Origin of the sequence: Streptomyces sp. NPDC051776, assembly GCF_040681345.1 — a bacterium.
In the GTDB taxonomy this organism is placed as follows: Bacteria; Actinomycetota; Actinomycetes; order Streptomycetales; family Streptomycetaceae; genus Streptomyces.
In genome coordinates, this window is record NZ_JBFAYQ010000040.1 from 13493 (window position 1) to 40414 (window position 26922).

Consider the following 26922-nt stretch of genomic DNA (forward strand, 5'->3'; position numbering starts at 1 on the left):
CCCCCGCAGCATCCGCTGCCGGGGGCGTCAGCGGTGCCGGGACCCGGCGTACGGGTTGCCGCTTGCGCGAGCGGACCGTCAGACCCTGAGCGGCCGGTCAGCGGGGCCGATCGGCGACGGCAGTACGGTGCCGCCCGTCAGGTAGCGGTCCACGGCGGCGGCCACGGAGCGCCCTTCGGCGATCGCCCAGACCACCAGCGACTGGCCGCGGCCCGCGTCCCCGGCCGCGAAGACGCCGTCCGTATCCGTGGCGAAGTGCCGGTCGCGGGCGAGGTTCCCGCGGACGTCGAGGGCGAGGGAGAGCTGGTCCACCAGGCCGCTGTCCCGTTCGGGCCCGGAGAAGCCCAGCGCGAGGAGCACGAGCTGCGCCGGGATCACCTCCTCGGTGCCGGGCACGGGATGCCGGTGCACCGGCTCGACCTCGGAGAGGTGCAACGCCCGTACGCCGCCGTGGTCGTCGCCGTCGAAGCGCAGCGTGGCCGAGGAGAAGATCCGCGGGTCGTGGCCGGACTCCGCCCTGGCCTCCTCGTGGGCGTGGGAGATCCGGTAGACCTTCGGATAGGTGGGCCAGGGCTCGTCCTCGCGCCGGCCCGCCTCCGGCTCCGGGTTGATGTCGAGCTGGGTCACGGACGCGGCGTCCTGCCGGATGGCGGTGCCCAGGCAATCCGACGCCGTGTCGCCGCCGCCGATGATCACGACGTCCTTGCCATCAGCGGTGAGGGGCGGCTCTTCGTAGTCGCCCTCCCGCACCCGGTTGGCCAGCGTCAGGTAGTCCATCGCCTGGTGGATGCCGCGCAACTGGCGACCCGGCACCGCCAGCTCCCGCCAGGCCGTGGCGCCGACGGCGAGGATCATCGCGTCGTAGCGCGCACGCAGCTCCGCGGCGTCGATGTCGTGGCCCACGGCCACGCCGGGGCGGAACTTGGTCCCCTCGGCCTCCATCTGCTCGATGCGCCGGTCGATGTGGCGCTTCTCCATCTTGAATTCCGGAATGCCGTAGCGGAGCAGCCCGCCGATACGGTCCTCGCGCTCGTAGACGGCGACCGTGTGCCCGACGCGGGTGAGCTGCTGCGCGGCCGCGAGCCCGGCGGGCCCGGACCCTATGACGGCGACGGTCCTGCCGCTGAGCCGTTCCGGCGGCTGCGGGGGCGCATGGCCGAGCTCCCATGCCTGGTCGGCGATGGTGGATTCGATGTCCTTGATCGTCACCGGGTCGGAGTTGATCGCGAGCACGCAGGCGTCCTCGCACGGGGCGGGGCACAGGCGGCCGGTGAACTCGGGGAAGTTGTTGGTGGCGTGTAGGCGCTCGGAGGCGGCACGCCAGTCCTCGAGCGAGGCGTACTCGTTCCACTCGGGGATGAGGTTGCCCAGCGGGCACCCGCTGTGACAGAACGGAACGCCGCAGTCCATGCACCGGCTCGCCTGCTTCGTGACCAGCGGGAGCAGCTCTTGACCTGCGTAGACCTCATGCCAGTCGGCCACGCGCTCCTCGGTGGGCCGGCGCGGCCTGGCGGCGCGTGAGGTTTTGAGGAAGCCCTTGGGGTCGACCATGTGCTGCTCCGTCGCTTGCAGCATCGGACCACGGCGTTCCGGCCACTCTACGCCTGCTTTGTCCCCCTTTCACTAGGTCCGCAGCGGATCCTGATTCCTCCCGGACCGCGGTGCGCGGGATCCGCCCCGGGCGCTGACATGGCCACACCGCCCAAGCCCGTACGGGATGCCGCGGGAACCAACTCCCCGTGCCCACCGGCCGGTCGGCCACACGCGGGTACGCCGCTGGTCGCGGGACAACGGATGCAGTGCATGGCCGGTTGCCCCCGCCGGTTCCTTCGGTGCGGACCGGCTCGCGCTCGTGCACCGGCTTCCCGTACCGGACCGGCTCGCGCTCGTGCACCGGCTTCCCGTACCGGACCGGCTCGCGCTCGTGCACCGGTTTCCCGTACCGGACCGGTGCCCAACTCCCGCGCGCCCTCGCGCATATGGCGGCCGCCCTGTCGGTGGGCGAGGCGGCCGTCCGCTCCATGGAGCCGGGAATCCGCTCGGCTGTCGCGGGCAGTCCACCGCCCCCGCCCGGAGCGTCCTCACAGTGACGGTGCGCGAGTACGGCCGCGTACAGCAAGGCCAGCAGCACGGCGGCGAGGGTGCGACGGCGAGGGCGCGGCGGGCACGACCCGCACATCCGGTTCGCCCGGTCAGGTACGCAGAGGTCGCAAGCGGCGTGGGCAAGGCCCTGGAAAGGCCGATCCCGACCACGCGGCCGCGGCTGCGCGGACAGATGGCGGTGCCGCACGATCGCCTTGGGGCGGGCGCGACCGTCCCGAACGGCCTCCAGTCAGCCGCCGGGAATCTGGGATTCCCGGCGGATTCCCTTCCCGGCGACGTGAAATGGGTCACTGAGCGTGAAAACTTGCGCATGCCTCTGCCACTACTGGGGAGGGGTCCCGGTTGCTGGTTCGACCCCCGGTCGACCAGCTATGAACATGACATGCAGGGGAAGGCAGAAACAACCGTGCCGGCTACCGAGAGTATCCATATCGACGGCGTGTGGCGTCCGGCCGCATCCGGGGCCACCCGCGAGGTCCTCGACCCCGCCGACGCCAAGACTTTGGCCCTTGTCGCCGAGGGTGGACGCGAGGACACCGACGCCGCGGTCGCCGCGGCGCGCCGCGCCTTCGACTCCGGTCCCTGGCCGCACACGCCCGTCGCCGAGCGCGCCGCGCTGCTGCGCCGTGTCGCCGAGCTGCTGCAGCGGGACCGCGAGGAGATCGCGCTCACCGAGAGCCGGGACACCGGCAAGACCCTGGAGGAGGGTCGGGTCGACGTCGACGACGTGACCAATGCCTTCCGCTACTTCGCAGACCTTGTGATGAACGAGAGCGGCGGCCGGGTCGTCGACGCCGGCAGCGAGACGGTGCACAGCGTCGTCGTCCACGAGCCCGTCGGCGTCTGCGCGATGATCACGCCCTGGAACTACCCGCTGCTCCAGGCGAGCTGGAAGGTCGCCCCCGCGCTCGCCGCGGGCAACACCTTCGTCATCAAGCCCAGCGAGATCACTCCGCTCTCGACCGTCCACCTGGTCGAGCTGCTCACCGAGGCGGGTCTCCCGGCCGGGGTGGCCAACATCGTCACCGGCGCGGGCAACCCCGTCGGCGCCCGGCTCTCCGAGCACCCCGACGTGGACCTGGTCTCCTTCACCGGAGGGCTCGCCAGCGGCACCAAGGTCATGCAGGCGGCCGCGCCGACCGTGAAGAAGGTCGCCCTGGAGCTGGGCGGCAAGAACCCCAACGTCGTGTTCGCGGATGCCTGCGCCACCGAGGAGGGCTTCGACACCGCCGTCGACCAGGCGCTGAACGCCGCCTTCATCCACAGCGGCCAGGTCTGCTCGGCCGGTGCCCGGCTCATCATCGAGGAGTCGGTGCGCGACCGCTTCGTCGCCGAACTGGCGCGGCGGGCCGAGAAGATCAAGCTGGGCCGCGGCACCGAGGACGGCGTCGAGTGCGGCCCGCTGGTCTCCGCCCAGCAGCTGGAGAAGGTCGAGGCGTACGTCGCCTCGGCCCGGGACGAGGGCGCCGTCGTGCGCTGCGGCGGCCGTCGCCCCGAGCCCTCCGGCGTACGGCCCGCGGCGGGCTACTTCTACCCGCCCACGATCCTCGACTACTGCCACGGCGAGATGCGTGTGGTCCGCGAGGAGACCTTCGGGCCGATCCTCACCGTGGAGACCTTCCACACCGAGGACGACGCGGTCGCCCTGGCCAACGACACCGAGTACGGGCTCGCGGGCGCCGTGTGGACCTCCGACGCCGGCCGCGCCCGGCGCATGGCACGCCGCCTGCGCCACGGCACGGTGTGGATCAACGACTACCACCCCTACCTCCCGCAGGCCGAGTGGGGCGGGTTCGGCAAGTCCGGCATCGGCCGGGAGCTGGGCCCCACCGGTCTCGACGAGTACCGCGAGGCCAAGCACGTCTACCAGAACCTCGATCCGCGGCCCGTCCGCTGGTTCGCGGGCTGACGCCCGCACTCACGGGCGCGGGCCGAAGCCCGTACCCGCCCTCGCGGGACCACGCACACGCACGCACCTTGCAAGGAGCAGTACCCACCATGCCCCCCTCCCTTGAGACCGAGGCAGCCGACTACGTCGTCGTCGGCGGCGGCACCGCAGGTTCGGTGATCGCCTCCCGCCTCACCGAGGATCCGGACGTCACGGTCACCGTCATCGAAGGCGGCCCGACCGACATCGACCGGCCCGACGTGCTCACCCTCCGCCGCTGGCTCGGCCTGCTCGGCGGAGATCTGGACTACGACTACCCGACGGTGCCCCAGCCCCGCGGGAACTCCCACATCCGGCACAGCCGGGCCCGTGTGCTGGGCGGCTGCTCCTCGCACAACACTCTGATCAGCTTCAAGCCGCTGCCGTCCGACTGGGACGAGTGGGCGGAGGCCGGCGCCGAGGGCTGGGATTCGGCGTCCATGGACCCGTACTTCGACCGGTTGCGCAACAACATCGTGGCCGTCGACGAGCTGGACCGGAACGCCATCGCCCGGGACTTCGTCGACGCTGCCCAGGCCGCGCTCGGCGTGCCGCGCGTCGAGGGCTTCAACAAGAAGCCGTTCCACGAGGGCGTCGGCTTCTTCGACCTGGCCTACCACCCGGAGAGCAACAAGCGTTCCTCGGCCTCCGTCGCCTACCTTCACCCGCACATCGAGGCCGGCGACCGCCCGAACCTCCGCATCCTGCTGGAGACCTGGGCGTACAGGCTGGAGCTGGAGGGCACCCGCGCCACCGGCGTCCACATCCGTACCAACGACGGCGAGGAGCGCCTCGTCCGGGCCAGGCGTGAAGTGATCGTCTGCGCGGGCGCGGTGGACACCCCCCGGCTGCTGATGCACTCCGGCATCGGGCCGAAGAGGGACCTGGAAGCGCTGGGCATCGCCGCGGCGCACGACCTTCCGGGCGTCGGCGAGAACCTGCTCGACCACCCCGAATCGGTCATCGTGTGGGAGACCAACGGGCCCATCCCGGAGAACTCGGCGATGGATTCCGACGCCGGGCTCTTCGTCCGGCGGGACCCGGCGTCCGACGGCCCGGACCTGATGTTCCACTTCTACCAGATCCCGTTCACCGACAACCCCGAGCGCCTCGGCTACGAGAAGCCCGAGCACGGGGTGTCGATGACGCCGAACATCCCCAAGCCCCGCAGCCGCGGCCGCCTCTACCTCACCAGCGCCGATCCGGCCGTCAAACCCGCCCTCGACTTCCGCTACTTCACGGACGAGGACGACTACGACGGCAACACCCTCGTCGACGGCATCAAGATCGCCCGGGAGATCGCGAAGACCGAACCGCTGGCCGGATGGCTGGGGCGCGAGGTCTGCCCCGGCCCCGAGGTCACCTCCGACGAGGAGATCAGCGCGTACGCACGCCATGTCGCGCACACCGTCTACCATCCGGCGGGCACCTGCCGCATCGGCGCGGCAGACGACGAACTCGCCGTTGTGGACCCCGAGTTGAGGATCCGCGGGCTGGAGGGGATCCGGATCGCCGACGCGTCCGTGTTCCCCACCATCCCCGCAGTGAACCCCATGATCGGCGTCCTGATGGTGGGGGAGAAGTGCGCTGAACTGCTCGCATCAGGCCCGAAAGATGAAGGTGATGTCCGATGACGGCAACCGGTAGAACCGACTCCGGGGCGACGGGCGCGTCGCGCCCGCGCGAGGAAGCGGCTGAGAAGACGGCGCTGGGGCAGGCTCCCGTCTTTTCCGTCCGCAACCTGTGGAAGGTCTTCGGACCCAAGGCGGACCGCATACCCGGCGGCCCGCACGCCTCCCTGCCCGCCGACGAACTGCGCCGCCGCACCGGCTGCACCGCGGCCGTACGCGACGTCTCCTTCGACGTCCGCAAGGGCGAGGTCTTCGTCGTCATGGGCCTGTCCGGCTCCGGCAAGTCCACACTGGTGCGCTGTCTGACCCGGCTCATCGAGCCGACCAGCGGCAGCGTGTCCATCGACGGAGAGGACGTGCTCGGCATGGACCGCCGCCGGCTGCGACAACTGCGCCGCCATCGCGCCGCGATGGTTTTCCAGCACTTCGGCCTGCTGCCGCACCGCTCCGTCCTCGACAACGTCGCGTACGGCCTGGAGATCCAGGGCGTGGGCAGGGCCGTACGCCGCGCCCGCGCAGCCGAGATGGTGGCCAAGGTCGGTCTGGAGGGCCTGGAGTCCCGCCGCCCCGGCCAGCTCTCCGGCGGTCAGCAGCAGCGTGTGGGCCTCGCCCGGGCGCTCGCCGTCGACCCCGAAGTGCTGCTCTTCGACGAGCCGTTCAGCGCCCTCGACCCGCTCATCCGCCGCGACATGCAGCAGGAGGTCATCCGGCTGCACCGCGAGGAGGGCCGGACGATGATCTTCATCACCCATGACCTCAGCGAGGCCCTGCGCCTCGGCGACCGCATCGCCCTGATGCGCGACGGGCAGATCGTGCAGCTCGGCACGCCCGAGGAGATCGTCGGGTCCCCGGCCGACGACTACGTGCGCGAGTTCGTCCGGGACGTCGCCCGCGAGCAGGTCATCACCGTCCGCTCCGCGATGCGCCCCGCCGACGTCGGCGAGTCCGAGACCGGACCGGCCATCGCGCCGAGCGCGACCGTCTCCGAGGCCATCGAGGCGGTCGCCCGGTCCGGCGACGCGGCGGCCCGCGTCATGTCCGACGGCAAGCTGCTCGGCGTCGTCGACCATGAATGCCTGCTCGGCGTCGTGGCCGGCACCGAGGGCCCCGACGGTCCGCAGGACCCGGGCCCGGAGCCGAAGGGTGCGAAGGCCGCGAAGGACGCCGAGGGCGAGGAGGTCGCCGCATGACGCTCCCCAGCCCCACCAGTGCGAGCAGCCCCACCCGTGTGAGCAGCCCCACCCGTGTGAGCAGCCCCACCCTTGCGAGGGGGCGCGGATGAGTGCCGCCACCTCCGTCGGCACCGCCGACACCCCCCCTACGTTCCCGCTGCGCTCGGCGGCCCGCTACCGCACGCTCGGCAAGCTGTTGCTTCTCGCCGTCGCCGCGGCAGTACTGGTCCCGCTCGCCGACGCCCAGTGGTCCAGCGGTAGTTGGCCCGGCGCGCTGACCGTGGACGTGTCCGAGCCGCTCGGCACGGCCAGCGACTGGATCATTGACAACCGCGACAGACACCCGCTGTTCCTGTATTTCTTCGGGCACATCAGCAACGCCATCGTGCTGTCCGTGCGAGCGGTCTACCTCGTGCTGCTCGCCCTCGGCTGGGGCGGTGTCGCGGCGCTCGCGGGCCTGATCGCCTGGCGCGTGGCAGGGCTCCGGCTCGCGCTGACCTCCGCCGTCTCCATGGCGCTGTGCGGGGTGCTCGGCATGTGGGTGCCCACGATGCAGACGCTCGCCCTGATGGTGGTGGCGGTCCTCGCCTCCGTCGTCCTGGGCGGGCTGCTCGGTCTTGCGGCCGGGTTGTCCGACCGTACGTACCGCGCACTGCGGCCCGTGCTCGACACGATGCAGGTGCTGCCCGCGTTCGCGTACCTGCTGCCCGTTGTGCTGGTCTTCGGCATCGGGGTGCCCGCCGCGGTCCTGGCCACCGTCGTCTACGCGGCGCCGCCCATGACCCGGCTCACCGCGCTCGGCCTGCGGAACGCCGACGGCGGTGTCATGGAGGCCGTCGCCTCGCTCGGCGCGACCGGCAGGCAGCGGCTGCTGACGGCCCGGCTTCCGCTGGCCCGAAAGGAGTTGCTGCTCGGCGTCAACCAGACGATCATGATGGCGCTCTCCATGGCCGTCATCGCCTCGATGATCGGCGCGGGCGGTCTCGGTGACCGCGTCTACCAGGCGCTGTCCTCGGTCGACGTCGGCGCCGCGCTCGCTGCCGGCGTCCCGATCGTGCTGCTCGCCGTCGTATTGGACCGGGTGACCGGCGCCGCGGGCGAGAAGCTCGGCGCCGAGCCGACCGGACCCGCCGCCCTGCGCGGATGGCGCGGCTGGGGCCTGGCCGCCGTCGCAGCCGCTGCCGTGGCGCTGGCCGGACGGCTGACGAACTCCCTGAGCTGGCCGGAGAGCTGGACGTACGCCATCGCCGAGCCGGTCAACACCGCCAAGGACTGGATGGTCGACCACCTCTACACCGGTGTGCCCGTCGTCGGTGGAACCGCCGACTGGGCCGCCCACTTCACCCGCTGGGTGCTCGACCCGGTGCGCGGCGGGCTGCTCGGCCTGCCCTGGTGGGGTGTACTGCTCATCGTCGCCGCGCTTGCCTGGGCCATCGGCACCTGGCGGACCGCGCTCACCGCGGTCGCGTCGATGGCCGCGATCGGAGTCCTCGGGGTGTGGAAGCCGTCGATGGACACGCTCTCGCAGGTCCTCGCGGCTGTCGCCGTGACGCTGCTGCTCGGCTTCCTCATCGGGATCGCCGCGGCACGCAGCCCCCGGCTGGAACGCATGCTGCGGCCGGTGCTGGACGTCTTCCAGACGATGCCGCAGTTCGTCTATCTCATCCCGGTGGTCGCGTTGTTCGCGGTCGGCCGTGCGCCCGCCGTCGCCGCGGCGGTCGTCTACGCGCTGCCCGCCGTCGTACGGATCACCACCCAGGGCCTGAAGCAGGTCGACCCGGCGGCGCTGGAGTCCGCGCGCTCGATGGGCGCCGGCGCCGTCCAGCAACTGCGCCAGGTCCAGCTTCCGCTGGCCCGCCCGGCGCTGCTGCTCGCCGTCAACCAGGGCGTCGTCCTGGTCCTCGCCGTCGTCATCATCGGCGGCCTGGTCGGCGGTGGCGCGCTCGGCTACGACGTCGTGGCGGGTCTGGCACGCGGCGACCTGGCGACCGGACTGGTCGCGGGTGCGGCGATCGTCTGCCTCGGGCTGGTGCTCGACCGGGTAACCCAGCCCACGGCCCGCCGCGAGCGGAAGGAGCGCTGACATGGTGCGCATACGGATCCCGCGCCTGCGCGGGCGGGTGCCCGCCGTCCTCTCGGCCGCCGCACTGCTCGCGGCGACCGGCTGCGGCGCTGCCGACATGACCAAGCAGACCTCGCCGTTCGCGAACGCGCAGAGCGCCAGGACGGTCAACCTCTCGGTGCAGTCCTGGGTCGGCGCGCAGGCGAACGTCGCGGTCGCGCAATACCTGCTGGAGCACGAACTCGGCTACCGCGTCGACACCGTGCAGGTCGACGAGATCCCGGCCTGGGACGCGCTCAGCCAGGGCCGCGTGGACGCGATCATGGAGGACTGGGGCCACCCGGACCAGGAAAAGCGGTACATCGAGGACAAGAAGACGATCGCCCGCGGCGGCGACCTCGGCGTGACCGGCCACATCGGCTGGTTCGTGCCGAAGTACTTCGCGGAGAAGCACCCCGATGTGACGAACTGGAAGAACCTCGACAAGTACGCGGACCAGCTGCGTACGGCCGAGAGCGGAGGCAAGGGCCAGCTCCTGGACGGCTCGCCCTCGTACATCACCAACGACAAGGCGCTGGTGAAGAACCTGAACCTGGACTACCAGGTGGTGTTCGCGGGTTCGGAGGCGGCTCAGATCACCCAGATCAAGCAGTTCGCCAAGCAGAAGAAGCCGTTCCTCACCTACTGGTACGAGCCGCAGTGGCTGTTCAACCAGGTGCCGATGGTCGAGGTGAACCTGCCGAAGTACACGGACGCGTGCGCCGAGAAGGGAACGAAGGACCCCGAGTCCATCGACTGCGCGTATCCGACGACGCCGCTCCAGAAGTTCCTCAACGCGGACTTCGCGAAGAAGGGCGGCAAGGCCGCCACCTTCCTGAAGAAGTTCCAGTGGACCAAGGAGCACCAGAACGAGGTCTCCGAGATGATCGCCGCGGACAAGCTGTCGCCCCAGGAGGCGGCGGAGCGGTGGGTCAAGGAGAACCCGGACGTCTGGCAGGCGTGGATGCCCTGATGGCCCCCGTCACCCGCGCCTGACACCGGATTTCGCGCCGGCTTCGGCGGCGGCCGCGACCTGCCCCGTCTCCCCTGCCCGCTCGGCGAGGGGATGGCGGGGCAGGCGCGCTCGTACGGCGCCGCCCTGCTGCCCTGCTGCCCTGCTGCCCGGCCGCCCGTCCGCCCGTCCGCCCGTCCGCCCGTCCGCCCGGCCGCCCGGCGTGGGAGAGGCGGGGCGCGCGTTCGTGCATGGCCGCTGCGGGCCTCATGGCTAGCATGTCCGCGATGTCTGTCATGTTCTTGGTGCCCGGTGCGTCTGCCGTGGTCGCGATGGCGGCCGTGATCGATGTGGCCGACCGGGCCACCGTGGTCGACGGGGGCGACCGGGCCACCGTTGTCGACCGGGCCAACGGGGGCGACTGGGCCGACCTGGCCCCGGTGGTCGACGGGGGCGAGGGGGCCACCGTTGTCGATCTGGCCACCGTGGTCGACGGGGCGAACCGGGCCACCGTGGTCGACGTGCCCTCGCGGTTCGGTGCCGCGTGTGCAGTGTGCGGCTGATGGGCCAGGGCCGCACCGAGCAGCCGCCCTCCCCGGGCGACCGGCCGTCCGCCCTCCAGCCCGGCCGTGCCCGTCTCATCGCCCTCGTGCGATCGGCCGCGGTGGCCACGCCGATGGCCGCCGGAGCCGGGACCGGCCACCTCGGCCCTGGGCTCGCCTGCTCGTTCGGCGCCTATCTGACGCTGGCCGCCTTCTCCTCGCTGACCTCCAGACCACCGCTCACCGACCTTCTCTCCGGGGGAGTGCTGCTGAGCCTCGCCGCGGCGGCGGGCGCCGCGGCGGCGGACGAAGCCGCAGCCGTCGTCGCCGGGGCTGCCCTCGTCGCCACGCTCCAGGGGCTGCTCGACGTCGCGGGCGGTCCGCTCAGGATGGCGGCTGCGATGTCGGCCCTGGCCTTTCTGCTGGCCGGCGTCAACCTCGCCCAGGGCGTGCCCTGGTGGGTCTACGCGGGCCAGTTCGCGGCCGGGACGCTGTGGCAGGCGCTGGTGGTGACCGCCACCGGCCGCAGGTTCACGGGACCGGGGCCGCTCACGAGCCTGCGGCGCACCTGCCAACGGCTGCGGAGCGGGGCGCCGTTCGCCGCCACCCTCGCCTTCACCGGTGCCCTCGCCACGGGAACGGCCTGGCAGATCCCCCTCTCCCACGCCGTATGGCTGGCCAGTTCGGCACTGCGGGTGGCCAAACCCGCGGCCCAGGCCACGCATGCGCGTGCGAAGGCGCGGGTGCTGGGAACCCTCGGCGGCGGAGCCGTCGCTGCCCTTCTCCTGACCCCGCGGGTCCCCGCCCTGCTCCTCGCCCTCCTCGTGGCGGTCACCATCTGGTTCATACAGCTGGTCACCGCCGCCCGCTACGGATGGTGGACGTTCTGCCTCACCATCGTGGCGCTGCTCTTCGGCATGCAACACGGGGAGGGCGACTGGGCGCTCGCGGCGACGCGCATCGCCCTGACGCTCGGCGGTGTGGCGCTCGCGCTGGCGGTGCTTGCGGCCGGGCGCCGGCTGACGGCGGTGGTACGGGGGCGTGCGGGCTGAATGCCGGGAGCTCGCCGACGTGCAGTCCCCGGCCCCGTAATCGCCCGTAACCGCCCGGCTTTCGTACTCGCCCGGCCGGTACGCCCCTGCGCCGATGCACGTCTCCGGCGGGCCGGGGCCCCCGTCGGGCCGGGACCCGCGCTGGACCGGGACCCGCGTCGGCCCGGGGCCCCGTCGGCGCACCGGACCGACCGGCTCGCCCCGGCCCGCCCCCCCCGTACGGCATCGACGCGCTGTCCAAGGGGTCAGGAGGTGGCTGCCAACTCCCCCGCGAGGAATTGGATTTCTCCCGCGATCCGCTGCTGCAGACCACCGCCGAAGGTGATCCGGGTGGCTCCGAGGGCACCCATTTCGCGCGGTGACGGCCGCCCTGTCGATGTCGCCAGGGCGTTGATCGGCCCGCCGATGCCCGCCGCCACCTCCGGCAGCAGATCGCGCGGTGCGAGGATCGGGTACACGCAGTCCGCACCCGCCTCCCGGTAGAGCCGTCCCCGCTCGATCGCCGCCCCCGCGTCGGGTGTGCCGCGCAGGAACGTGTCGATCCGTGCGTTGATGACGAGCCGGTCGCCCGCCGCGGCGCGGACTTCCGCGAGCCGGTCGGCGTGCCGGTGCGGGTCCTTGAGCTGCTCCGTGGCCGGATCGGAGTCCTCCAGATTGCAGCCGGCGGCGCCCGCCTCCAGAAGCCGTTCGACGAGTTCGGCGGGGGCGAGCCCGTAGCCGTCCTCGATGTCCGCGGAGACCGGGACGTCGACGGCCCGGACGATCCGCGCGATCGCGGCGAACATCTCGTCGGGCGGCGTGCGGCCGCCGTCCTCGTACCCCAGCGTCGCCGCTACCCCCGCGCTCGGCGTCGCCAGGGCCGGGAAGCCCGCGTCAGCGAACGCGCGGGCGCTCACCGCGTCCCAGGGGCCGGGAAGGATGAGCGGGTCGTTCGCCTCCCGGCCGTGATGCAGAGCGCGGAGCACCGCTGCGGCGGTCATACGAGGGCCTTCTTCGACTCGTCGGGCCGGTAGGTGCCCGGAACGGAACGTGTCGTCACGGCGATCCGGTTCCAGGCGTTGATGGTGAGGATCAGGCCGATGAGATGGGCGAGTTCGGTCTCGTCGAAGTGCTCGGCCGCGCGGGCGTAGACCTCGTCGGGAACGAAGCCGTCGGTCAGCACGGTGACGGCCTCGGTAAGGGCGAGGGCCGCCCGCTCCCGCTCGGTGTAGTAGCCGGGCGCCTCCTCCCAGGCGGCGAGGAGGTGGATACGGTCCTCGCGCTCGCCCATCGCACGCGCATCCTTGGTGTGCATGTCCAGGCAGAAGGCACAGTGGTTGATCTGCGACGCGCGGATCTTCACCAGCTCGGCGAGGGCCGGGTCGACACCGTTCGAGGCGGCCGCGTCGAGCCGGACCATGGCCTTGTAGACGTCGGGGGCGAGTTTCGCGAGATGCATCCGCGGGGCGTGGGGGCGGGTGGTGTCGTTGATCGTCATGCCCTCACCCTAGGGATCGATTGCCCCATGGATATGGTCCACTTCCATGGAGAAAACGTGGGCCACTTTCGGTAGCGACCTGCATCTCGACCTTCCGGCGGCCGGTACGACGGGCGTACGGGCGGCGCTCATCGGCGCGCTGCGGGACGCGGTCCGCACCGGGCGGCTGGCCCCCGGAACGCGTCTGCCCTCCTCCCGCTCGCTCGCCTCGGATCTGGGGCTGGCCCGCAACACGGTCGCCGACGCGTACGCCGAACTCGTCGCCGAGGGCTGGCTCACGGCACGGCAGGGCTCCGGCACGCGGGTGGCGCAATGGGCGACAGGTGCCGCACCGGCCTCGTGTACGGCGTCGGTGTCGGCCTCGCGTACGGCGTCGGTGTCGGCCTCGTGTGCGGCGTCGGTGTCGGCCTCGCGTACGGCCCCAGGGGATCCGGTGTTTTCCAGCGCCGCCGCGCAGGGGCCCCGCACCGCAACTCCCGGCCGCGGCCGGGAGTCCGTCATGCCTCCGCACAGTGGCGCGCCGACCCCGGGGACCGGCCCGACCGCGGCACCGGCCCACCGCGCGCCCGCCGCCCACAACCTCTTCCCCGGCTCGCCCGACCCCGGCTCCTTCCCCGCACCGCCTGGCTCGCCGCCGCGCGCCGGGCCCTGCAGGCCGCGCCCCGAACGGCCTTCGGATACGGCGACCCGCGCGGCCGACCCGAACTGCGCGAGGCCCTCGCCGGCTATCTCGCCCGGGCGCGCGGCGTCCTGACCGACCCCGAACGGATCGTCGTCTGCTGCGGATTCGTGCACGGCCTGCGCCTGCTCGCCGAGGTGCTGCGACGGTCGGGCACGCGCCGGGTGGCCGTCGAGGGCTACGGGCTCGACGTCCACCGCCGCATCATCACCGGGGCCGGACTCCGTACGCCCCCACTGACCGTGGACGAACGCGGCGCGAATACGGGCGAGTTGGCGGGACTGGCGGGGACGGGGGCGGTCCTGCTCACACCCGCCCACCAGTTCCCCACCGGAGTGCCCCTGCACCCCGAGCGCAGGGCCGCCGTCGTCGACTGGGCGCGCCGGACCGGCGGACTGGTCGTCGAGGACGACTACGGCGGTGAGTTCCGCTACGACCGGCAGCCGGTCGGCGCGCTCCAGGGCCTGGACCCGGAGCACGTCGTCCATGTCGGAACCGCGAGCAAGAGCCTCGGCCCCGGCCTGCGGCTGGGATGGATGGCCCTGCCGGAACACCTCGTCGGGCCGGTCGCGGAGGCGAAGGGCGGCGTCGAGTGGCAGGCGAGTGCGATCGACCAGCTCACGCTGGCGGATTTCATCGCATCCGGAGCGTTTGACCGGCATCTGCGGGAGATGCGGCTGCGCTACCGGCGCCGCCGCGACCAGTTGGTGACCGCTCTCGCGGAACGCACCCCGCACATCCGGGTCACCGGCATCGCGGCCGGCCTCCACGCCGTACTCGAACTCCCGGAGGGGACGGAGCGCTCCGTCGTCGGCGGCGCGGCGGCCTGGCACGGCCTGGCCCTCGACGGGCTCGCCCGCTACCGGCACGAGGACATGAAGGAGGTGGAGGTGAAGGACGTGGAGGAGCTGAAGGACGCGAAAACGGGCGGGGGAGGGGCGGGCGGTGACGAGACCGGCCGCGGCAGGGCGGGGACGATCACCGATGCCCTCGTCGTCGGCTACGGCACGCCGCCGGAGCACGCCTTCTCGGCGGCGCTCGATGCCCTGTGCGACGCGCTGCCCTGAACGCCCCGGGACCGGTCCGGCGTGGACCCCGTCGCGTCGCAGCGTCCACCCGCCCCTGGTACCGCCCCCCGCCAGGGTTTACTCCGCTCTCCGCTGTACGGCCGTCCGCTGCGTTGCCGGATCAGCCGAGTGGGCCCGACAACGCGGCCGATCCGGTGTCTGCATCCGACCGCACCAGGACTCCTCGCCACCGGACAAACCTTGGCGGGGGCGGCACTAGGATGACCAACGCTCAACTGGACATGAACACGACGGGGTTGAAAGGAACGATGACGGACACCCGGCGCAGGCCGCGCTCCGGCACGGTGATACTCGGCGGCATGGGCGCCCTCGCGGCGGCGCTGACCGCGTGCGGTTCGGAGCCCGACAAGCGGTGCGTGGACCGGGACAGCTACCAACTCACCGAAGTCTAACGGGTCGTGGACTCGGACGACTGCAAGAACGGCGGCAGCAGCCTGAAGAGCGGCCGGATCATCAAGGGCAAGGGCAAGGGCAAGGGCAAGGGGAAGGGGAAGGGGAAGGGGAAGGGGAAGGGGAAGGGGAAGGGCAGGAGCAAGAGCAAGAGCACCAGCCGTACGACCCTCACCGGAGACGCCGCCTGGTACTACGGCGGTGAGGAGGAGAAGGGCTGGGTGCAGGGCGGCTCGTTCTCCAAGGACTCCCAGGGGACCGGCAGTTCGGGCGGTTCGGGCGGCGGCTCGTACGACGACTCGGACGTGCCCCGCGGCGGCTTCGGCAAGGGTCACGGCGGCAGCGGCGGCGGCTGATCCCCCTCATGCGGCGTCACACCATCGCCCCACGTCCCGACTGGCAGCCAATCGTCGAGGAACAGGGGCTCATCTATCCGCTCACCCGCTACCCGGACAACTCGCTGCGCCCCCACTGCGACGAGAGCGCGTACTACACGTTCTCTCTTCCCGAGGTCGAGGCACTGGAGGAGGTCGTCGAGGCACTGCACTCCATGTGCCTGGCCGCGGCCGCGCACATCGTGGAGGCCGACCGCCTCACCGAACTGGCATCGACGATCCGCGGCTGGCCGCGCTCGTGGCCGAGTCCTGGCGGCGCCGGGACGAACAGCCCAGCATCTACGGCCGGTTCGACCTGCGCTACGACGGCAGCGGCCCGGCGAAGATGCTCGAGTACAACGCCGACACCCCCACCTCGCTGGTGGAGGCCGCCGGCCCGCAGTGGTTCTGGATGGAGGACCGCTTCCCCGGTGCCGACCAGTGGAACTCCCTGCACGAGCGGCTCGTCGCCGCCTGGAAGCGGCAGGCCGCGCTGCTCCCACCGGCGCCCCGTGCACTTCGCGCACTCGGCGGGTGACGAGCTCGGCGAGGACCTGATGACCGTCGCGTATCTGCGGGAGACCGCGAACAGGCCGGCCTGGAGACCGAGTCGATCTCGATGGAGGACATCGGCCGGGGACCGGCTCTCCGGCCGCTTCGTGGATCTGCGGATGCGGTTCATCCGAAGCTGCTTCAAGCTCTATCCGTGGGAGTGGCTGGTCACCGACGAGTTCGGCCCGGACGTCCTGGGCACCCTGGACAATAGCGGCGGCGCCGGCAGCACCCGATCGAGCCCGCCTGGAAGATGCTGCTCTCCAACAAGGCGCTGCTGGCGTGGTGTGGGAGCTCTACCCGGGACACCCGAACCTGCTCCCCGCATACCTGGACGGGCCACGGGAACTCGCGGACACCACGGGGTACGCCGCCAAGCCTCTGCTGGGCCGGGAGGGCGCCGGGATCACGCTGCACGAGCCGGGCGCGGCTCCCGTCGTACGGGACGAGCCCTGCTGCTACCAGGAGTTGGCCCCGCTCCCCGACCTCACGGCGGCGGGGAACGGCAGCGCCGAGGGTGCGCTGGGGGCGTCGTGTGTGCCGGGGGCGGGGCCGGGGGCGCCGGACGTGCGGTTCGCGTCGGATGTGCGGTCCGCGCCGGGCGTGCGGTTCGCGCCGGATGTGCGGTTCGCATCGGATGTGCGGTTCGCGTCGGGCGTGCAGTCCGCGCCGGATGTGCGGTCCGCGTCGGCCGGTGGTGAGAAGCCCGGGCCGGGCGGGGGCCCGACGGGCGCCGGCCCAGCGGGCGGCCGGGGCGAGGGCTCGGGCCGCCCGGGCCGGGGCGACGGCTCGGCCGACGGGAACCACGTGGTGCTCGGCGCCTGGGTCGTCGAGGGCGAGGCGGCGGGCCTCGGCATCCGCGAGAAGGCGGGGCCGGTCACCGACGAGTTCGCTCGCTTCCTCCCGCACGTCATCCTCTGAGGTGTCTCCATTTCCCTTGTGGTCTTTGCGTGTTCACCGTCTGCTCCTACGGTTCGAGAGTTTGTCCGAACCCGAGGAGAGCTGTGACGCCCACGAAGCAGAGAATCGCAACTCCCAGGAAAGGCGCGGCCCTTGCCGCCCTGCTGCTGACCGCCCTGGCGGCCCCGACCGGGGCCCCGGCGGCGGTAGCGGAGGGGCCCGGAGCGGCTGACCCCGCCCCCCGACCGGCGCGGGTCACCGCGTCGGCCGAGACGCCCGCCGTCCACGACGACGAGGCGGGCGGCAACGCCAACGCCGACGACCCGGCGGTCTGGGTCGACCCCCGCGACTCCGGGCGCAGCATCGTCGTCAGCACGCTCAAGGAGGCCGGACTCGACGTCTACGGCCTCGACGGCAAGCGGCTGCAGCACATCGCGGCACCGCCCGCGCCCGGTGAAGGGAGCGAGCCCGGCCGGTTCAACAACGTCGACATCGTCTACGGCGTCGAACTCGACGGCCACAGAACCGACTTGGCGCTCGTCAGCGACCGCGGACGGGACCGTGTGCGGGCGTACGCCATCGACCCCCGCGCCGTCCGCGCCGGCCGCGCACCGCTGCGCGACGTCACCGCTGTCGGAGTCGCACCGGTGTTCTCCAGGGATGAGGAGGACGTTGATGAGCAGCGCACGGCGTACGGGCTCGCCGCGTACACCCACGACGGCGATGCCTACGTGGTCGTCTCGCGTCGCTCGGAGACCCGTCTGAAGCTGCTGAAGTTGAAGGACGCGGGCGGCGGCAAGGTCGGCTACGCCACCGAGGACTCCGTCGACCTGCCTGCCTCGTTCACCCTGCCAGGCGGCAAGCGGTGGGAACCCTGCGCCGACCCCGGCGACCACGCCCAGGTCGAGGGTATGGCCGTCGACCTGGAGGAAGGCGTCCTCTACGCGGCCCAGGAAGACGTCGGCCTGTGGCGGGTCGACCTCGGCGGCGAGGAGTTCGACCGCCCTGAACTCATCGACCGCGTACGGGAGTACGGGGTGCCCTGGACGTACGACAGCGCGAAGGAGGAGTGCGTGATCGACATGGCCCACGACCCGGGCCACGGCGGCAAGCACCTCCGGGCCGACGCTGAGGGCGTCACCGTCTACCACGCGGGTGACGGAGAGGGGTATGTGCTCGCTTCCAGCCAGGGGGACAACACCTTCGCGGTCTACGGCCGCGACGGACGGAACCCCTATCTGGGCTCGTTCGAGATCGGCCAGGGCCCGGCGACCGACGGAGTCCAGCACTCCGACGGCTCGACCGTCATCAACGTCCCGCTCGGTCCCGGCTATCCGAAGGGGCTGCTTGTGACCCACGACGGGGAGGCCGAACCGGCGGACGGCGACCGGGAGACCACCAACTTCAAGTTCGTGAAGTGGGACGCCGTCGCGTCGGCCTTCCCGGACGACCTGACGGTGGATCCCGACTCGTTCGACCCGCGCCACCCCGACTGACCCTCCGCCCGCGACGACGAACTGGCGGGACGGCAGGACGGGCAGCACCCGCGTGGCCGATCCGGCTGCACGCCGTGTCCGTGCGGCTGTCCCGCGGGGCCGGTTCGGGCGTTCCGTGGGGGGGCAAGCCGTGGCCGGTGCGGGTCTCCTGCGGGGTTGGTGTGGGTGCGGGCTGCCGGTGCGGGTGTCCCGCGGGGGCCGTGCGGTGCACGCCGTACCGGTGCGGGCCTCCCGCGGGGGCCGTGCGGTGCACGCCGTACCGGTGCGGGTGCACGCGAGCCGGTGCGGGTGTCCCCGCGGGCTGGTTCGGGTGCACGCCGTACCGGTGCGGGCCTCCCGCGGGGCCGTGCGTGTGCACGCCGTGGCCGATGCGGGTGCGGGCTGCCGGTGCGGGTGTCCCGCGGGGGCCGTGCGGTGCACGCCGTACCGGTGCGGGTGCACGCGAGCCGGTGCGGGTGTCCCCGCGGGCTGGTTCGGGTGCACGCCGTACCGGTGCGGGCCTCCCGCGGGGCCGTGCGTGCACGCCGTGGCCGATGCGGGTGCGGGCCGCCTGTGCGGGTGTTCCACCGGCCGGTGCGGGCGTTCCGCGGGGCCGGAGCGGGCCTCCCGCAAGGTCGGTGCGGCTCGGCGAACGCCGCCGCGGGAGCGCTGCCTTGCAGGACGACGCAGGAGGCCGTCCCGGAGCGCGGGACCGCCGGCCTCGCCCCGGAAATGCCGCCCGGTACCCGGACTCGCCCTGCAGCAGCACAGTCCGGTGACGGTGCCGGGAGGACAGCCGTCCTCCCGGCACCGCAGCCGCCCGGCTGCCAGGCGTCGCTCAGCCCTGCAGAACGGCCCTGAGCCGGTCCAGCCCCCAGTCGAGGTCCTCCTTGCTGATCACCAGCGGCGGGGCGATCCGGATGGTGCTCCCATGTGTGTCCTTCACCAGCACACCCTGATCCATCAGCTTCTCCGAGATCTGCCGCCCGGTGCCGTGGGAGGGATCGATGTCCACACCCGCCCACAGACCGCGGCCGCGTACCGCCTCGACCGCCCCGCCGCCGACCAGCAGGCCCAGCTCGGCGTGCAGATGCTCGCCCAACTCCGTTGCCCGCTGCTGGTACTCCCCGGTGCGCAGCATGGCGATCACTTCGAGTGCGACCGCGCAGGCCAGCGGATTGCCGCCGAAGGTGGAGCCGTGCTCGCCGGGGCGGTAGAGACCGAGCACGTCGCGCGACGACACCACGGCCGAGACCGGGACGACACCGCCGCCGAGCGCCTTCCCCAGGATGTACATGTCGGGGACGACCTCCTCGTGCTCGCACGCGAAGGTCTTGCCGGTCCGGCCGAGTCCGGACTGGATCTCGTCCGCGATGAACAGAACGTTCCGCTGGCGTGTCAGCTCCCGCACGGCGGTGAAGTAGCCGGGCGGCGGCACCAGGACCCCGGCCTCGCCCTGGATGGGCTCCAGCATGACCGCCACCGTGTTGTCGGTGAGAGCCGCTTCCAGAGCTGTCAGATCGCCGTAGGGCACGATCTCGAACCCGGGGGTGTACGGACCGAAGTCGGCGCGCGCCTCGGGGTCGGTGGAGAAGCTGACGATGGTGGTCGTCCGCCCGTGGAAGTTGTTGCGCGCCACGACGATCTTCGCTTGGCCGTCGGGAACCCCCTTGACCTGGTAGCCCCACTTGCGCGCGGTCTTCACCGCCGTCTCGACGGCCTCCGCGCCAGTGTTCATCGGCAGCACCATCTCCATGCCGCACAGCTCGGCGAGCTGCGTGCAGAAGTCGGCGAACCGCTCGTGGTGGAACGCTCGCGACGTGAGCGTCACGCGCTCGAGCTGGGCCTTCGCCGCGTCGATCAGCCGGCGGTTGCCGTGACCGAAGTTGAGCGCGGAGTATCCGGCAAGCATGTCCAGATAGCGCCGCCCCTCGACGTCCGTCATCCAGGCGCCCTCTGCGGAGGCGACCACGACCGGCAGCGGGTGATAGTTGTGCGCGCTGTGTGCCTCTGCGGCGGCAATGCTGCGTTCCGTAGTCGTCACGGCGGTGCTCCGTTCGGTGTCGTGGCGGGTCGGTGCTCATTTCTATCGTCGCTCGGGCGGATTGCGAAGAAACCTTCCAGAACTGCTCCGATACCGCTCAGGCAATAGACTGTGCGGGCACATTGCGACTGGCGCGCGTGGAAACGACCACGAGGGAGCAGTGTGCGGACATCCCCCACGAGGTGCCGCACGCCTGGGCACCCCGGGTTCGCGAACCGACATACGGATCGACCCGGAGGAAAACGTGACCGTGTCCCGTTCCCACCCCGCCCTCTCCGCCACCGACCCCGAGCTGGCCTCCCTCGTCGCCGACGAGGAACAGCTCCAGGCCGACACTCTGCGGCTGATCCCCAGCGAGAACTACGTCTCGCAGGCGGTGCTCGAGGCCACCGCCACCGTGTTGACGAACAAGTACAGCGAGGGCTACCCCGGCCGCCGCTACTACGAGGGCCAGCAGAACATCGACCGGGTCGAGCTCCTCGCCGCCGAGCGGGCCAAGGCCCTCTTCGGCGCCGAGCACGCCAATGTCCAGCCCTACTCGGGATCGCCCGCCAACCTCGCCGTCTATCTGGCCTTCGCCGAGCCCGGCGACACTGTCATGGGCATGTCCCTCCCGATGGGCGGCCACCTCACCCACGGCTGGGGAGTCTCCGCCACGGGCACTTGGTTCCGCGGAGTGCAGTACGGAGTGCACGCCGAGACAGGGCTGACCGACTTCGACGAGGTGCGCGACCTGGCCCTCAAGGAGCGGCCGAAGATCATCTTCTGTGGCGGTACTGCCGTCCCCCGCACCATCGACTTCGCCGCCTTCGCGGAGATCGCCCGAGAGGTCGACGCGGTCCTAGTCGCCGACATCGCGCACATCGCCGGACTTGTCGCGGGAGGAGTCCACCCCTCACCCTTCCCCCACGCCGACGTGGTCTCCACGACCACCCACAAGACGCTGCGGGGCCCGCGCGGCGCCATGCTCCTCTCCCGCGAGTCGAGGGCGAAGGCGCTCGACAAGGCGGTCTTCCCGGGACTCCAGGGCGGGCCCCACAACCACACCACCGCCGCCATCGCCGTGGCCCTCCACGAGGCATCACAACCCTCCTTCAGCGACTACGCCCGCGCTGTGGTGGCCAATGCCAAGGCACTCGCCGACTCCCTGCTGGAGCACGGCTTCGATCTCGTCTCGGGCGGCACGGACAACCACCTGATCCTGATGGACCTCACCCGGAACGGCGTGCCAGGGAAGGTCGCCGCGAAGGCGCTCGACCGCGCCGGAATCGTCGTGAACTACAACACCGTGCCCTTCGATCCCCGGAAGCCGTTCGACCCCTCCGGCATCCGCATCGGTACTCCGTCGCTCACCTCCCGAGGGCTGGGCACCGACCAGATGCCTCTCGTCGCCCAGTGGATCCACCGGGGGGTCGCCGCGGCCGGTAGTGACGACGACGATGCCCTGACCAGGATCCGGGCCGAGGTCCGTGAGGTGATGGCAGCCCACCCCGCCCCAGGGCTCCCTACCGCTTGACCGCGGCCGCCGCTCCGCCCCTCCGGGTGCCCACGGAGACCGGCCCCGTGGCCACGGCCCGGCCGTCACCGCCCTGGCCCCGGCGACCTCGGCCCGGCCGCCACGGCCCCGGCAGCGGCGGACTCGCGACGACGCCCGCGGCCCGTACTCAGCTGCTCGCGGTCCGAGGGCATCGTCGGCGAAGCAGCACCCCGATTCCGCATGAGCCGATGCGCGACCGATGGAGGAGGGGCCCGACGGGCCGACGGGTCAGACGTCGAGGGGCCGGTGGTGCATCCCTGGATCGGCAAGGCTGCGACGGATCACCCAGCGCCGCAGAAGCACGGTGCCGCCGCAGCCGATGGCTATGCCCGCCACGAACCCGGGCACCGTCCACCACCCGTTCGCGCCACGGGAAGTGTCTGCGACGGCATGCATGGCTCCGCCCTCCATCGCCTCGGCTCTTCCCAAGACGGGACGGCCTTTTCCACCCATCAATCCGAGATCGCCGAGGAGGGCACGAAGCTCCTGCGGCTGTTCGGCCTCATGCCAGAAGCCCTTGTCGGCCGAGCGCGGGACGGACCCCCGGCCGCTGGAGACCGTGCGGATCCACACGTCCCCGGATTTGTCGTTCGCATAGATGCCGTCCGTCCGCCAAACGGAAACATCGCGGACCACCCAGCTCACATTCACCTGCGGCCCGGTAGCCCCTCCGGTCTCCTCCAAACTCGGCGGTCCCTTCCGCTCCGCCCCGGCAGGGCCGAGCAGTCGCTCAAGTCGTCGATAGCGCTCCGTGTCGACGGGAAGGGCTGTCGCTTCGCCCGTCGCTTGCGAGGTGATCACCACGCTCGTTCGCCCGACCGCGTCGGCAGGCGCGGAGCAGATGAATAACGCGGCCAGCGCTGCCACTGACGTGGTGACCGCCCGCCCGGCGAAACGACGCATGACTTCCCCCAACCCCGGGTGCGGCCCCTCCGCACCACGTCACTTCTGGTACACCCCTCGGGCCCGCCAGGTTCCCGATTCCGGAATATCCGCGCCAACACGCCCGGGGCGGTTCAGGATTGGCCCGTGCGGAGCGTCGAAGGCGTCTTCGGGCACGTCTCACCGTCCCCACACCCTTCACTGCGCCAACGGTCCTGATTTCAGCACCGCGGTCCGGCAGTGGCCGTTCGGCACCCGTCCGTACCATCCGGGCCGTTCGGGACGGGCGTCGTCACCACTTGCAGCCGGGCCTCAACCCCCGACAGGGGGCCTGCCGCAACTCGCCGCCATCCGGCAGTGCCTGAGGACCTCGCTGCCCAACTGCCCACCGTCAGTGGCCATTCAGTCACCACGACTCCGCACCGGAGATGTCGGGCACTGGCCGCCTCAGCCGTGCGGCCCGGCAGGCGGTACATGCGAAATGATCAACTGCCGCCACTGACATCGCAGCCGGCGCTGCCATCGCCACCGCCCCCACGGCCGCGCTGCGCGCCGGGACCGCCACGGTGGACACCGCGGCGTCCGTCGCCGCGCCCACCATCCCGCCCTGATCCGCTGCCCCGCCCCGCGCCGAAGTCCTCTATGCCACTGCGTAGTTCGGGTATCCCGGACGCAGACTCACCCACGAGGTCGGCAAGTACCCGCTCCACCATCGTCTCGGCGTCCATCGGCCGTATCCGAAGCTTGCGGCTGAGCGCTCTCAACTCGTCCGGCACCAGCTGCCTTTCACCGTCTCCACCCTCGCCCGGGCCACGGCCCAACGCCAGACCGTCACGTTCGCCGTGCTCGCCTCGGCCGCGGCCGGGGGCATCGCGGCGCTCGCCGCCTGCACCCTCATCGCGCTTCCTCACCGTGTCCCCTCCCACTCTCCCGGACGCCTCCGCTCCCGGACCCCCGCGTCAGCCATTGAGATTCCTGCCGGATTCCTGCATGTCCGCCTCTTGTGTCTCCGCTCCGCCCAACCACTCTCCGGGTCCAGGCGGGCCCCTCGGTCCCGGCAGGCCCCTTTCCGTGGCCCGCCCACCCTCTCCGAGGCGCGGCCGACCGCCCCGCGGACGTGGTTCCTCGCCCAGCGGGAGCGGAACTTCGCCCAGGTCCGGTTCCCCTGCCGGCCCCCGCTGTGCGCCCGGGGCCCGCCCCCCTCCCCCTCCCCGCCCCTCTCCTCGGCTCCGTTGCTCGCCGCGGCCCGGCTCCCCCCGGAGCCTCGACAATGCGGTCCGCGGCCCCCAGCGTGCGCTCCAGCCGCCGCAGCGCACGGTTCAGCCGCGACTTCACGGTGCCCCGCGGCCAGCCGAGGGCCTGGGCCGTCTCCGCCTCGTCCAGGTCCAGCAGATAGCGGTACGTCACCACTTGGCGCTGCTCGTAGCTCAGCCCGTCCAGAGCCGCCAGCAGCTGCGCGCGCCGCTCGCCCGCGACTGCGGCGGCCGCGGGATCGGCCGATTCCGGTATCAGCGGTTCCGCCTCGATGAACGCCGCCTCGCGATCCACCGCCGTACGGAGCCTGCGCGCCGATCTCACTGTGTTTCTCGTCTCATTGGCGACGATCTGCAGCAGCCATGGCCGGAACGCGGCCCCGTCCCGAAAGCGCCCGAGCGACTGGTACGCCTTCAGAAAGGCCGTCTGTACGACGTCCTCGGCGTCCGCACCCGCCCCGAGAAGCACCGCGGTGCGGTGCGCGATGTGCGCATGCGCCCGCACCAGATCCGCGTACGCCTCACGGTCACCTGCACGGACCCGCGCAATCACCCCGCCCTCACCGCTGCCCTCCCCGATTGCCCTTCCCGATGTCCCCACCAATGCCTTCACCGATGCCCTCACCAATGCCCCCACCGGCCGAGATGTCGATCACGGGGCGGCCCCCTTCCGCGTCCTCACACTTCTCGTACACCGGAGGCCGGGGATCGGTTCCACACCTGAGAGAATGGGCGGCATGGCCTCTGATCGCCCGTCCGTCACCAACCGCCACCCTCAACCCGGGCGCTCCGCGCCGCCCACTCGCCCGCGAGTGCTCTCCGGCATCCAGCCCACCGCAGGCTCCTTCCACCTCGGGAACTACCTGGGCGCCGTCCGGCAGTGGGTGGCGCTGCAGGAGACGCACGACGCGTTCTACGTCGTGGTCGACCTGCACGCGATCACCGTCCCCCAGGATCCGGCGGAGCTGCGTGCGAACACCCGTCTCGCCGCCGCCCAGCTCCTCGGGGCCGGCCTCGACCCCGACCGCTGCACCCTGTTCGTGCAGAGCCACGTCCCCGAGCACGCCCAGCTCGGCTGGGTGATGAACTGCCTCACGGGCTTCGGCGAGGCCTCCCGCATGACGCAGTTCAAGGACAAGGCGGCGAAGCAGGGCAGCGACCGGGCCACGGTCGGGCTGTTCACGTACCCGATCCTGCAGATCGCGGACATCCTGCTCTACCAGGCCAACGCGGTCCCCGTCGGTGAGGACCAGCGACAGCACATCGAGCTGACCCGGGACCTCGCGGAGCGCTTCAACGGGCGCTTCGGTCAGACCTTCACCCTGCCCGACCCGTACATCGTCAAGGAGACCGCCAAGATCTTCGATCTTCAGGATCCGGCGATCAAGATGAGCAAGTCGGCGTCGGCGCCGAAGGGCATCATCAACCTCCTCGACGAGCCCAAGGTTTCCGCCAAGAAGATCAAGAGCGCCGTCACGGACACCGGCACCGAGATCCTCTACGACGAGGAGAACAAGCCCGGGATCAGCAATCTGCTCCGGATCTACGCCACCCTCACCGGTACGGGCATCACCGATCTCGAGCAGAAGTACCAGGGCAAGGGCTACGGTGCGCTCAAGACGGATCTCGCCGAGGTCTTCGTCGACTGGGTGACCCCGTTCCGGGCCCGCACCCAGGCCTATCTTGACGACCCGGAGACACTGGACTCGATCCTCGCCAAGGGCGCGGAGAAGGCCCGCGCGGTCGCCGCCGAGACCCTGGCCCAGGCGTACGACCGGGTGGGCTTCCTTCCCGCCAAGCACTGACCGGAACCGATTCACCCGACCACCCCGACCGGCACGATGCGGTCACCCGGTCGCGACGACGCGGCCACCCGGCACGTACGGTGCGTACGGGCCGGAGCCCGTGGCACGATCTCGTCCCCGGAAGCCCGCGACCAGGAGGCTCGCGGACGGGGCGGCGGACCGGCACACTGGCACGGACCGGCAGCAGCGCAAGCGACAGCACGAGCAGAGGAGAGAGCGAAGTGGGGACCGTAACGCTCGGCGTTTCGATCGCGGTCCCGGAGCCCTACGGCAGCCTGCTCCAGGAGCGGCGCGCGGGCTTCGGGGACCCCGCTGCCGATGGCATCCCCACGCACGTCACGCTGCTCCCGCCCACCGAGGTCGGCGTCACCGACCTCCCCGCCTTCCGTCACCACCTGGCTCGGGTCGCCGCGGAGGGCCGGTGCTTCCGGATGCGGCTGCAGGGCACCGGCACGTTCAGGCCGATCTCGCCGGTCGTCTTCGTCCAGCTCGCCGAGGGCATGGGAGAGTGCGCCGAGCTGCAGGAGCGGGTCCGCTCGGGGCCGGTGCAGCGCGAGCTGCTCTTCCCGTACCACCCGCATGTGACCATCGCCCACGGTATTGCCGAGGAGGCGATGGACCGGGCCCATGAGGAGCTGGCCGACTACGCGGCCTCCTGGATGGTCACCGGTTTCGCGCTGTACGAGCAGGGCGGGGACGGCCACTGGCGCAAGATGCGCGAATTCCCCTTCGGGGAGGGCTTCCCGGCACCGGGTGTGCCCACGCAGGCCGTCCCGGTCGAGGCACCCGCGCACTCTCTGCGTCCCTGACGTTCCGCATGCGCCAAGCCGCCGGCACTCTCTGCGTCCCTGACGTCCCGCTTGCGCCAAGCCGCCGGCACTCTCTGCGCCCCTGACGTCCCGCTTGCGCCAAGCCGCCGGCACTCTCTGCGCCCCTGACGTCCCGCTTGCGCCAAGCCCCCGGCACTTCCTGCGTCCCTGACGTCC

19 protein-coding genes, 6 pseudogenes and 1 riboswitch are annotated in these 26922 nt (G+C 71.8%); of the genes and pseudogenes, 19 read left to right on the top strand and 6 right to left on the bottom strand.

Annotated features, from left to right (window positions below; genetic code table 11):
• Positions 1-78: 78 nt before the first annotated feature.
• Complete coding sequence (locus AB0M26_RS25005) at positions 79-1551, bottom strand: glutamate synthase subunit beta (RefSeq protein ID WP_365264122.1); 1473 nt, start codon at positions 1549-1551, stop codon at positions 79-81.
• Between the two features lie 958 nt (positions 1552-2509).
• On the opposite strand from AB0M26_RS25005, the gene AB0M26_RS25010 reads away from it, so the two are divergent.
• The 7 genes from AB0M26_RS25010 to AB0M26_RS25040 all read left to right on the top strand — a co-directional run bounded on the left by AB0M26_RS25010 (position 2510) and on the right by AB0M26_RS25040 (position 11480).
• A complete protein-coding gene (locus tag AB0M26_RS25010) occupies positions 2510-4012 on the top strand; it encodes an aldehyde dehydrogenase family protein (RefSeq protein WP_365264068.1) in 1503 nt (500 codons plus the stop codon).
• An 89-nt stretch (positions 4013-4101) separates the two neighbouring features.
• Positions 4102-5664, top strand: a complete 1563-nt coding sequence (locus AB0M26_RS25015; RefSeq protein ID WP_365264070.1) for a GMC oxidoreductase — start codon at positions 4102-4104, stop codon at positions 5662-5664.
• Positions 5661-6851, top strand: a complete 1191-nt coding sequence (locus AB0M26_RS25020; protein WP_365264071.1) for a betaine/proline/choline family ABC transporter ATP-binding protein — start codon at positions 5661-5663, stop codon at positions 6849-6851. Before AB0M26_RS25015 ends, AB0M26_RS25020 begins: the two co-directional genes overlap by 4 nt.
• 88 nt (positions 6852-6939) lie before the next feature.
• Positions 6940-8916: an ABC transporter permease subunit gene (locus AB0M26_RS25025; RefSeq protein WP_365264073.1), complete on the top strand. Its 1977-nt coding sequence runs from the start codon at positions 6940-6942 to the stop codon at positions 8914-8916.
• Position 8917: 1 nt separating this feature from the next.
• Entirely contained in the window at positions 8918-9907 is a 990-nt protein-coding gene (locus AB0M26_RS25030) for an ABC transporter substrate-binding protein (protein WP_365264074.1), read from the top strand.
• 266 nt (positions 9908-10173) lie between these two features.
• Positions 10174-10449 (top strand): hypothetical protein, encoded by a 276-nt coding sequence (locus AB0M26_RS25035; protein WP_365264076.1) that lies wholly within the window; start codon positions 10174-10176, stop codon positions 10447-10449.
• Complete coding sequence (locus AB0M26_RS25040; RefSeq protein WP_365264077.1) at positions 10449-11480, top strand: FUSC family protein; 1032 nt, start codon at positions 10449-10451, stop codon at positions 11478-11480. Before AB0M26_RS25035 ends, AB0M26_RS25040 begins: the two co-directional genes overlap by 1 nt.
• 245 nt (positions 11481-11725) lie before the next feature.
• On the opposite strand, the gene AB0M26_RS25045 is transcribed toward AB0M26_RS25040, so the two are convergent.
• Both AB0M26_RS25045 and AB0M26_RS25050 read right to left on the bottom strand, forming a co-directional pair.
• A complete protein-coding gene (locus tag AB0M26_RS25045; protein ID WP_365264078.1) occupies positions 11726-12460 on the bottom strand; it encodes an isocitrate lyase/phosphoenolpyruvate mutase family protein in 735 nt (244 codons plus the stop codon).
• Positions 12457-12957, bottom strand: coding sequence for a carboxymuconolactone decarboxylase family protein (locus AB0M26_RS25050; RefSeq protein ID WP_365264080.1), 501 nt, complete (start codon positions 12955-12957; stop codon positions 12457-12459). The genes AB0M26_RS25045 and AB0M26_RS25050 overlap by 4 nt, the downstream gene beginning before the upstream one ends.
• Before the next feature lie 46 nt (positions 12958-13003).
• On the opposite strand from AB0M26_RS25050, the pseudogene AB0M26_RS25055 reads away from it, so the two are divergent.
• The 9 genes and pseudogenes from AB0M26_RS25055 (at position 13004) to AB0M26_RS25095 (ending at position 18436) form a co-directional block, all read left to right on the top strand.
• Positions 13004-14703: pseudogene (locus AB0M26_RS25055) on the top strand (PLP-dependent aminotransferase family protein).
• Positions 14704-14972: 269 nt separating this feature from the next.
• A complete protein-coding gene (locus AB0M26_RS25060; RefSeq protein ID WP_365264082.1) occupies positions 14973-15116 on the top strand; it encodes a hypothetical protein in 144 nt (47 codons plus the stop codon).
• A gap of 6 nt (positions 15117-15122) precedes the next feature.
• Positions 15123-15470, top strand: coding sequence for a hypothetical protein (locus AB0M26_RS25065; RefSeq protein WP_365264083.1), 348 nt, complete (start codon positions 15123-15125; stop codon positions 15468-15470).
• A gap of 8 nt (positions 15471-15478) precedes the next feature.
• A pseudogene (locus tag AB0M26_RS25070) lies at positions 15479-15661 on the top strand (glutathionylspermidine synthase family protein); the annotation flags it as partial.
• 86 nt (positions 15662-15747) lie between these two features.
• On the top strand, positions 15748-16026 hold the full coding sequence (locus tag AB0M26_RS25075) for a glutathionylspermidine synthase family protein (RefSeq protein WP_365264085.1): 279 nt from the start codon (positions 15748-15750) through the stop codon (positions 16024-16026).
• Positions 16027-16057: 31 nt separating this feature from the next.
• Positions 16058-16180: pseudogene (locus AB0M26_RS25080) on the top strand (glutathionylspermidine synthase family protein); the annotation flags it as partial.
• A gap of 145 nt (positions 16181-16325) precedes the next feature.
• A pseudogene (locus AB0M26_RS25085) lies at positions 16326-16472 on the top strand (glutathionylspermidine synthase family protein); the annotation flags it as partial.
• 363 nt (positions 16473-16835) lie between these two features.
• Positions 16836-16961, top strand: a pseudogene (locus tag AB0M26_RS25090) (glutathionylspermidine synthase family protein); the annotation flags it as partial.
• 83 nt (positions 16962-17044) lie between these two features.
• Positions 17045-18436: a phytase gene (locus AB0M26_RS25095; protein ID WP_365264087.1), complete on the top strand. Its 1392-nt coding sequence runs from the start codon at positions 17045-17047 to the stop codon at positions 18434-18436.
• Positions 18437-19253: 817 nt separating this feature from the next.
• On the opposite strand, the gene rocD is transcribed toward AB0M26_RS25095, so the two are convergent.
• Complete coding sequence (rocD, locus tag AB0M26_RS25100; RefSeq protein ID WP_365264088.1) at positions 19254-20459, bottom strand: ornithine--oxo-acid transaminase; 1206 nt, start codon at positions 20457-20459, stop codon at positions 19254-19256.
• Positions 20460-20573: 114 nt separating this feature from the next.
• Positions 20574-20665: riboswitch (ZMP/ZTP riboswitch) on the top strand.
• Positions 20666-20703: 38 nt separating this feature from the next.
• Here rocD and glyA point away from each other — a divergent pair.
• Positions 20704-21975 carry a serine hydroxymethyltransferase gene (gene glyA / locus AB0M26_RS25105; protein ID WP_365264090.1) on the top strand — a complete coding sequence of 424 codons (1272 nt, stop codon included), beginning with the start codon at positions 20704-20706 and terminating at the stop codon, positions 21973-21975.
• Between the two features lie 249 nt (positions 21976-22224).
• On the opposite strand, the gene AB0M26_RS25110 is transcribed toward glyA, so the two are convergent.
• Positions 22225-22863 carry a hypothetical protein gene (locus tag AB0M26_RS25110; protein ID WP_365264092.1) on the bottom strand — a complete coding sequence of 213 codons (639 nt, stop codon included), beginning with the start codon at positions 22861-22863 and terminating at the stop codon, positions 22225-22227.
• 1308 nt (positions 22864-24171) lie between these two features.
• A pseudogene (locus AB0M26_RS25115) lies at positions 24172-24684 on the bottom strand (sigma-70 family RNA polymerase sigma factor); the annotation flags it as partial.
• Positions 24685-24868: 184 nt separating this feature from the next.
• Here AB0M26_RS25115 and trpS point away from each other — a divergent pair.
• Both trpS and AB0M26_RS25125 read left to right on the top strand, forming a co-directional pair.
• Positions 24869-25936, top strand: a complete 1068-nt coding sequence (gene trpS / locus AB0M26_RS25120) for a tryptophan--tRNA ligase (protein ID WP_365264094.1) — start codon at positions 24869-24871, stop codon at positions 25934-25936.
• Between the two features lie 221 nt (positions 25937-26157).
• Positions 26158-26745, top strand: coding sequence for a 2'-5' RNA ligase family protein (locus tag AB0M26_RS25125; RefSeq protein WP_365264096.1), 588 nt, complete (start codon positions 26158-26160; stop codon positions 26743-26745).
• Positions 26746-26922 lie beyond the last annotated feature (177 nt).

Bases quoted from the DNA above. Each gene is read 5' to 3' on its own strand.
- AB0M26_RS25005 (WP_365264122.1), bottom strand. From the start codon at position 1,551: ATGGTCGACCCCAAGGGCTTCCTCAAAACCTCACGCGCCGCCAGGCCG.
- AB0M26_RS25015 (WP_365264070.1), top strand. From the start codon at position 4,102: ATGCCCCCCTCCCTTGAGACCGAGGCAGCCGACTACGTCGTCGTCGGC.
- AB0M26_RS25020 (WP_365264071.1), top strand. From the start codon at position 5,661: ATGACGGCAACCGGTAGAACCGACTCCGGGGCGACGGGCGCGTCGCGC.
- AB0M26_RS25025 (WP_365264073.1), top strand. From the start codon at position 6,940: ATGAGTGCCGCCACCTCCGTCGGCACCGCCGACACCCCCCCTACGTTC.
- AB0M26_RS25030 (WP_365264074.1), top strand. From the start codon at position 8,918: ATGGTGCGCATACGGATCCCGCGCCTGCGCGGGCGGGTGCCCGCCGTC.
- AB0M26_RS25035 (WP_365264076.1), top strand. From the start codon at position 10,174: ATGTCTGTCATGTTCTTGGTGCCCGGTGCGTCTGCCGTGGTCGCGATG.
- AB0M26_RS25040 (WP_365264077.1), top strand. From the start codon at position 10,449: ATGGGCCAGGGCCGCACCGAGCAGCCGCCCTCCCCGGGCGACCGGCCG.
- AB0M26_RS25045 (WP_365264078.1), bottom strand. From the start codon at position 12,460: ATGACCGCCGCAGCGGTGCTCCGCGCTCTGCATCACGGCCGGGAGGCG.
- AB0M26_RS25050 (WP_365264080.1), bottom strand. From the start codon at position 12,957: ATGACGATCAACGACACCACCCGCCCCCACGCCCCGCGGATGCATCTC.
- AB0M26_RS25060 (WP_365264082.1), top strand. From the start codon at position 14,973: ATGACGGACACCCGGCGCAGGCCGCGCTCCGGCACGGTGATACTCGGC.
- trpS (WP_365264094.1), top strand. From the start codon at position 24,869: ATGGCCTCTGATCGCCCGTCCGTCACCAACCGCCACCCTCAACCCGGG.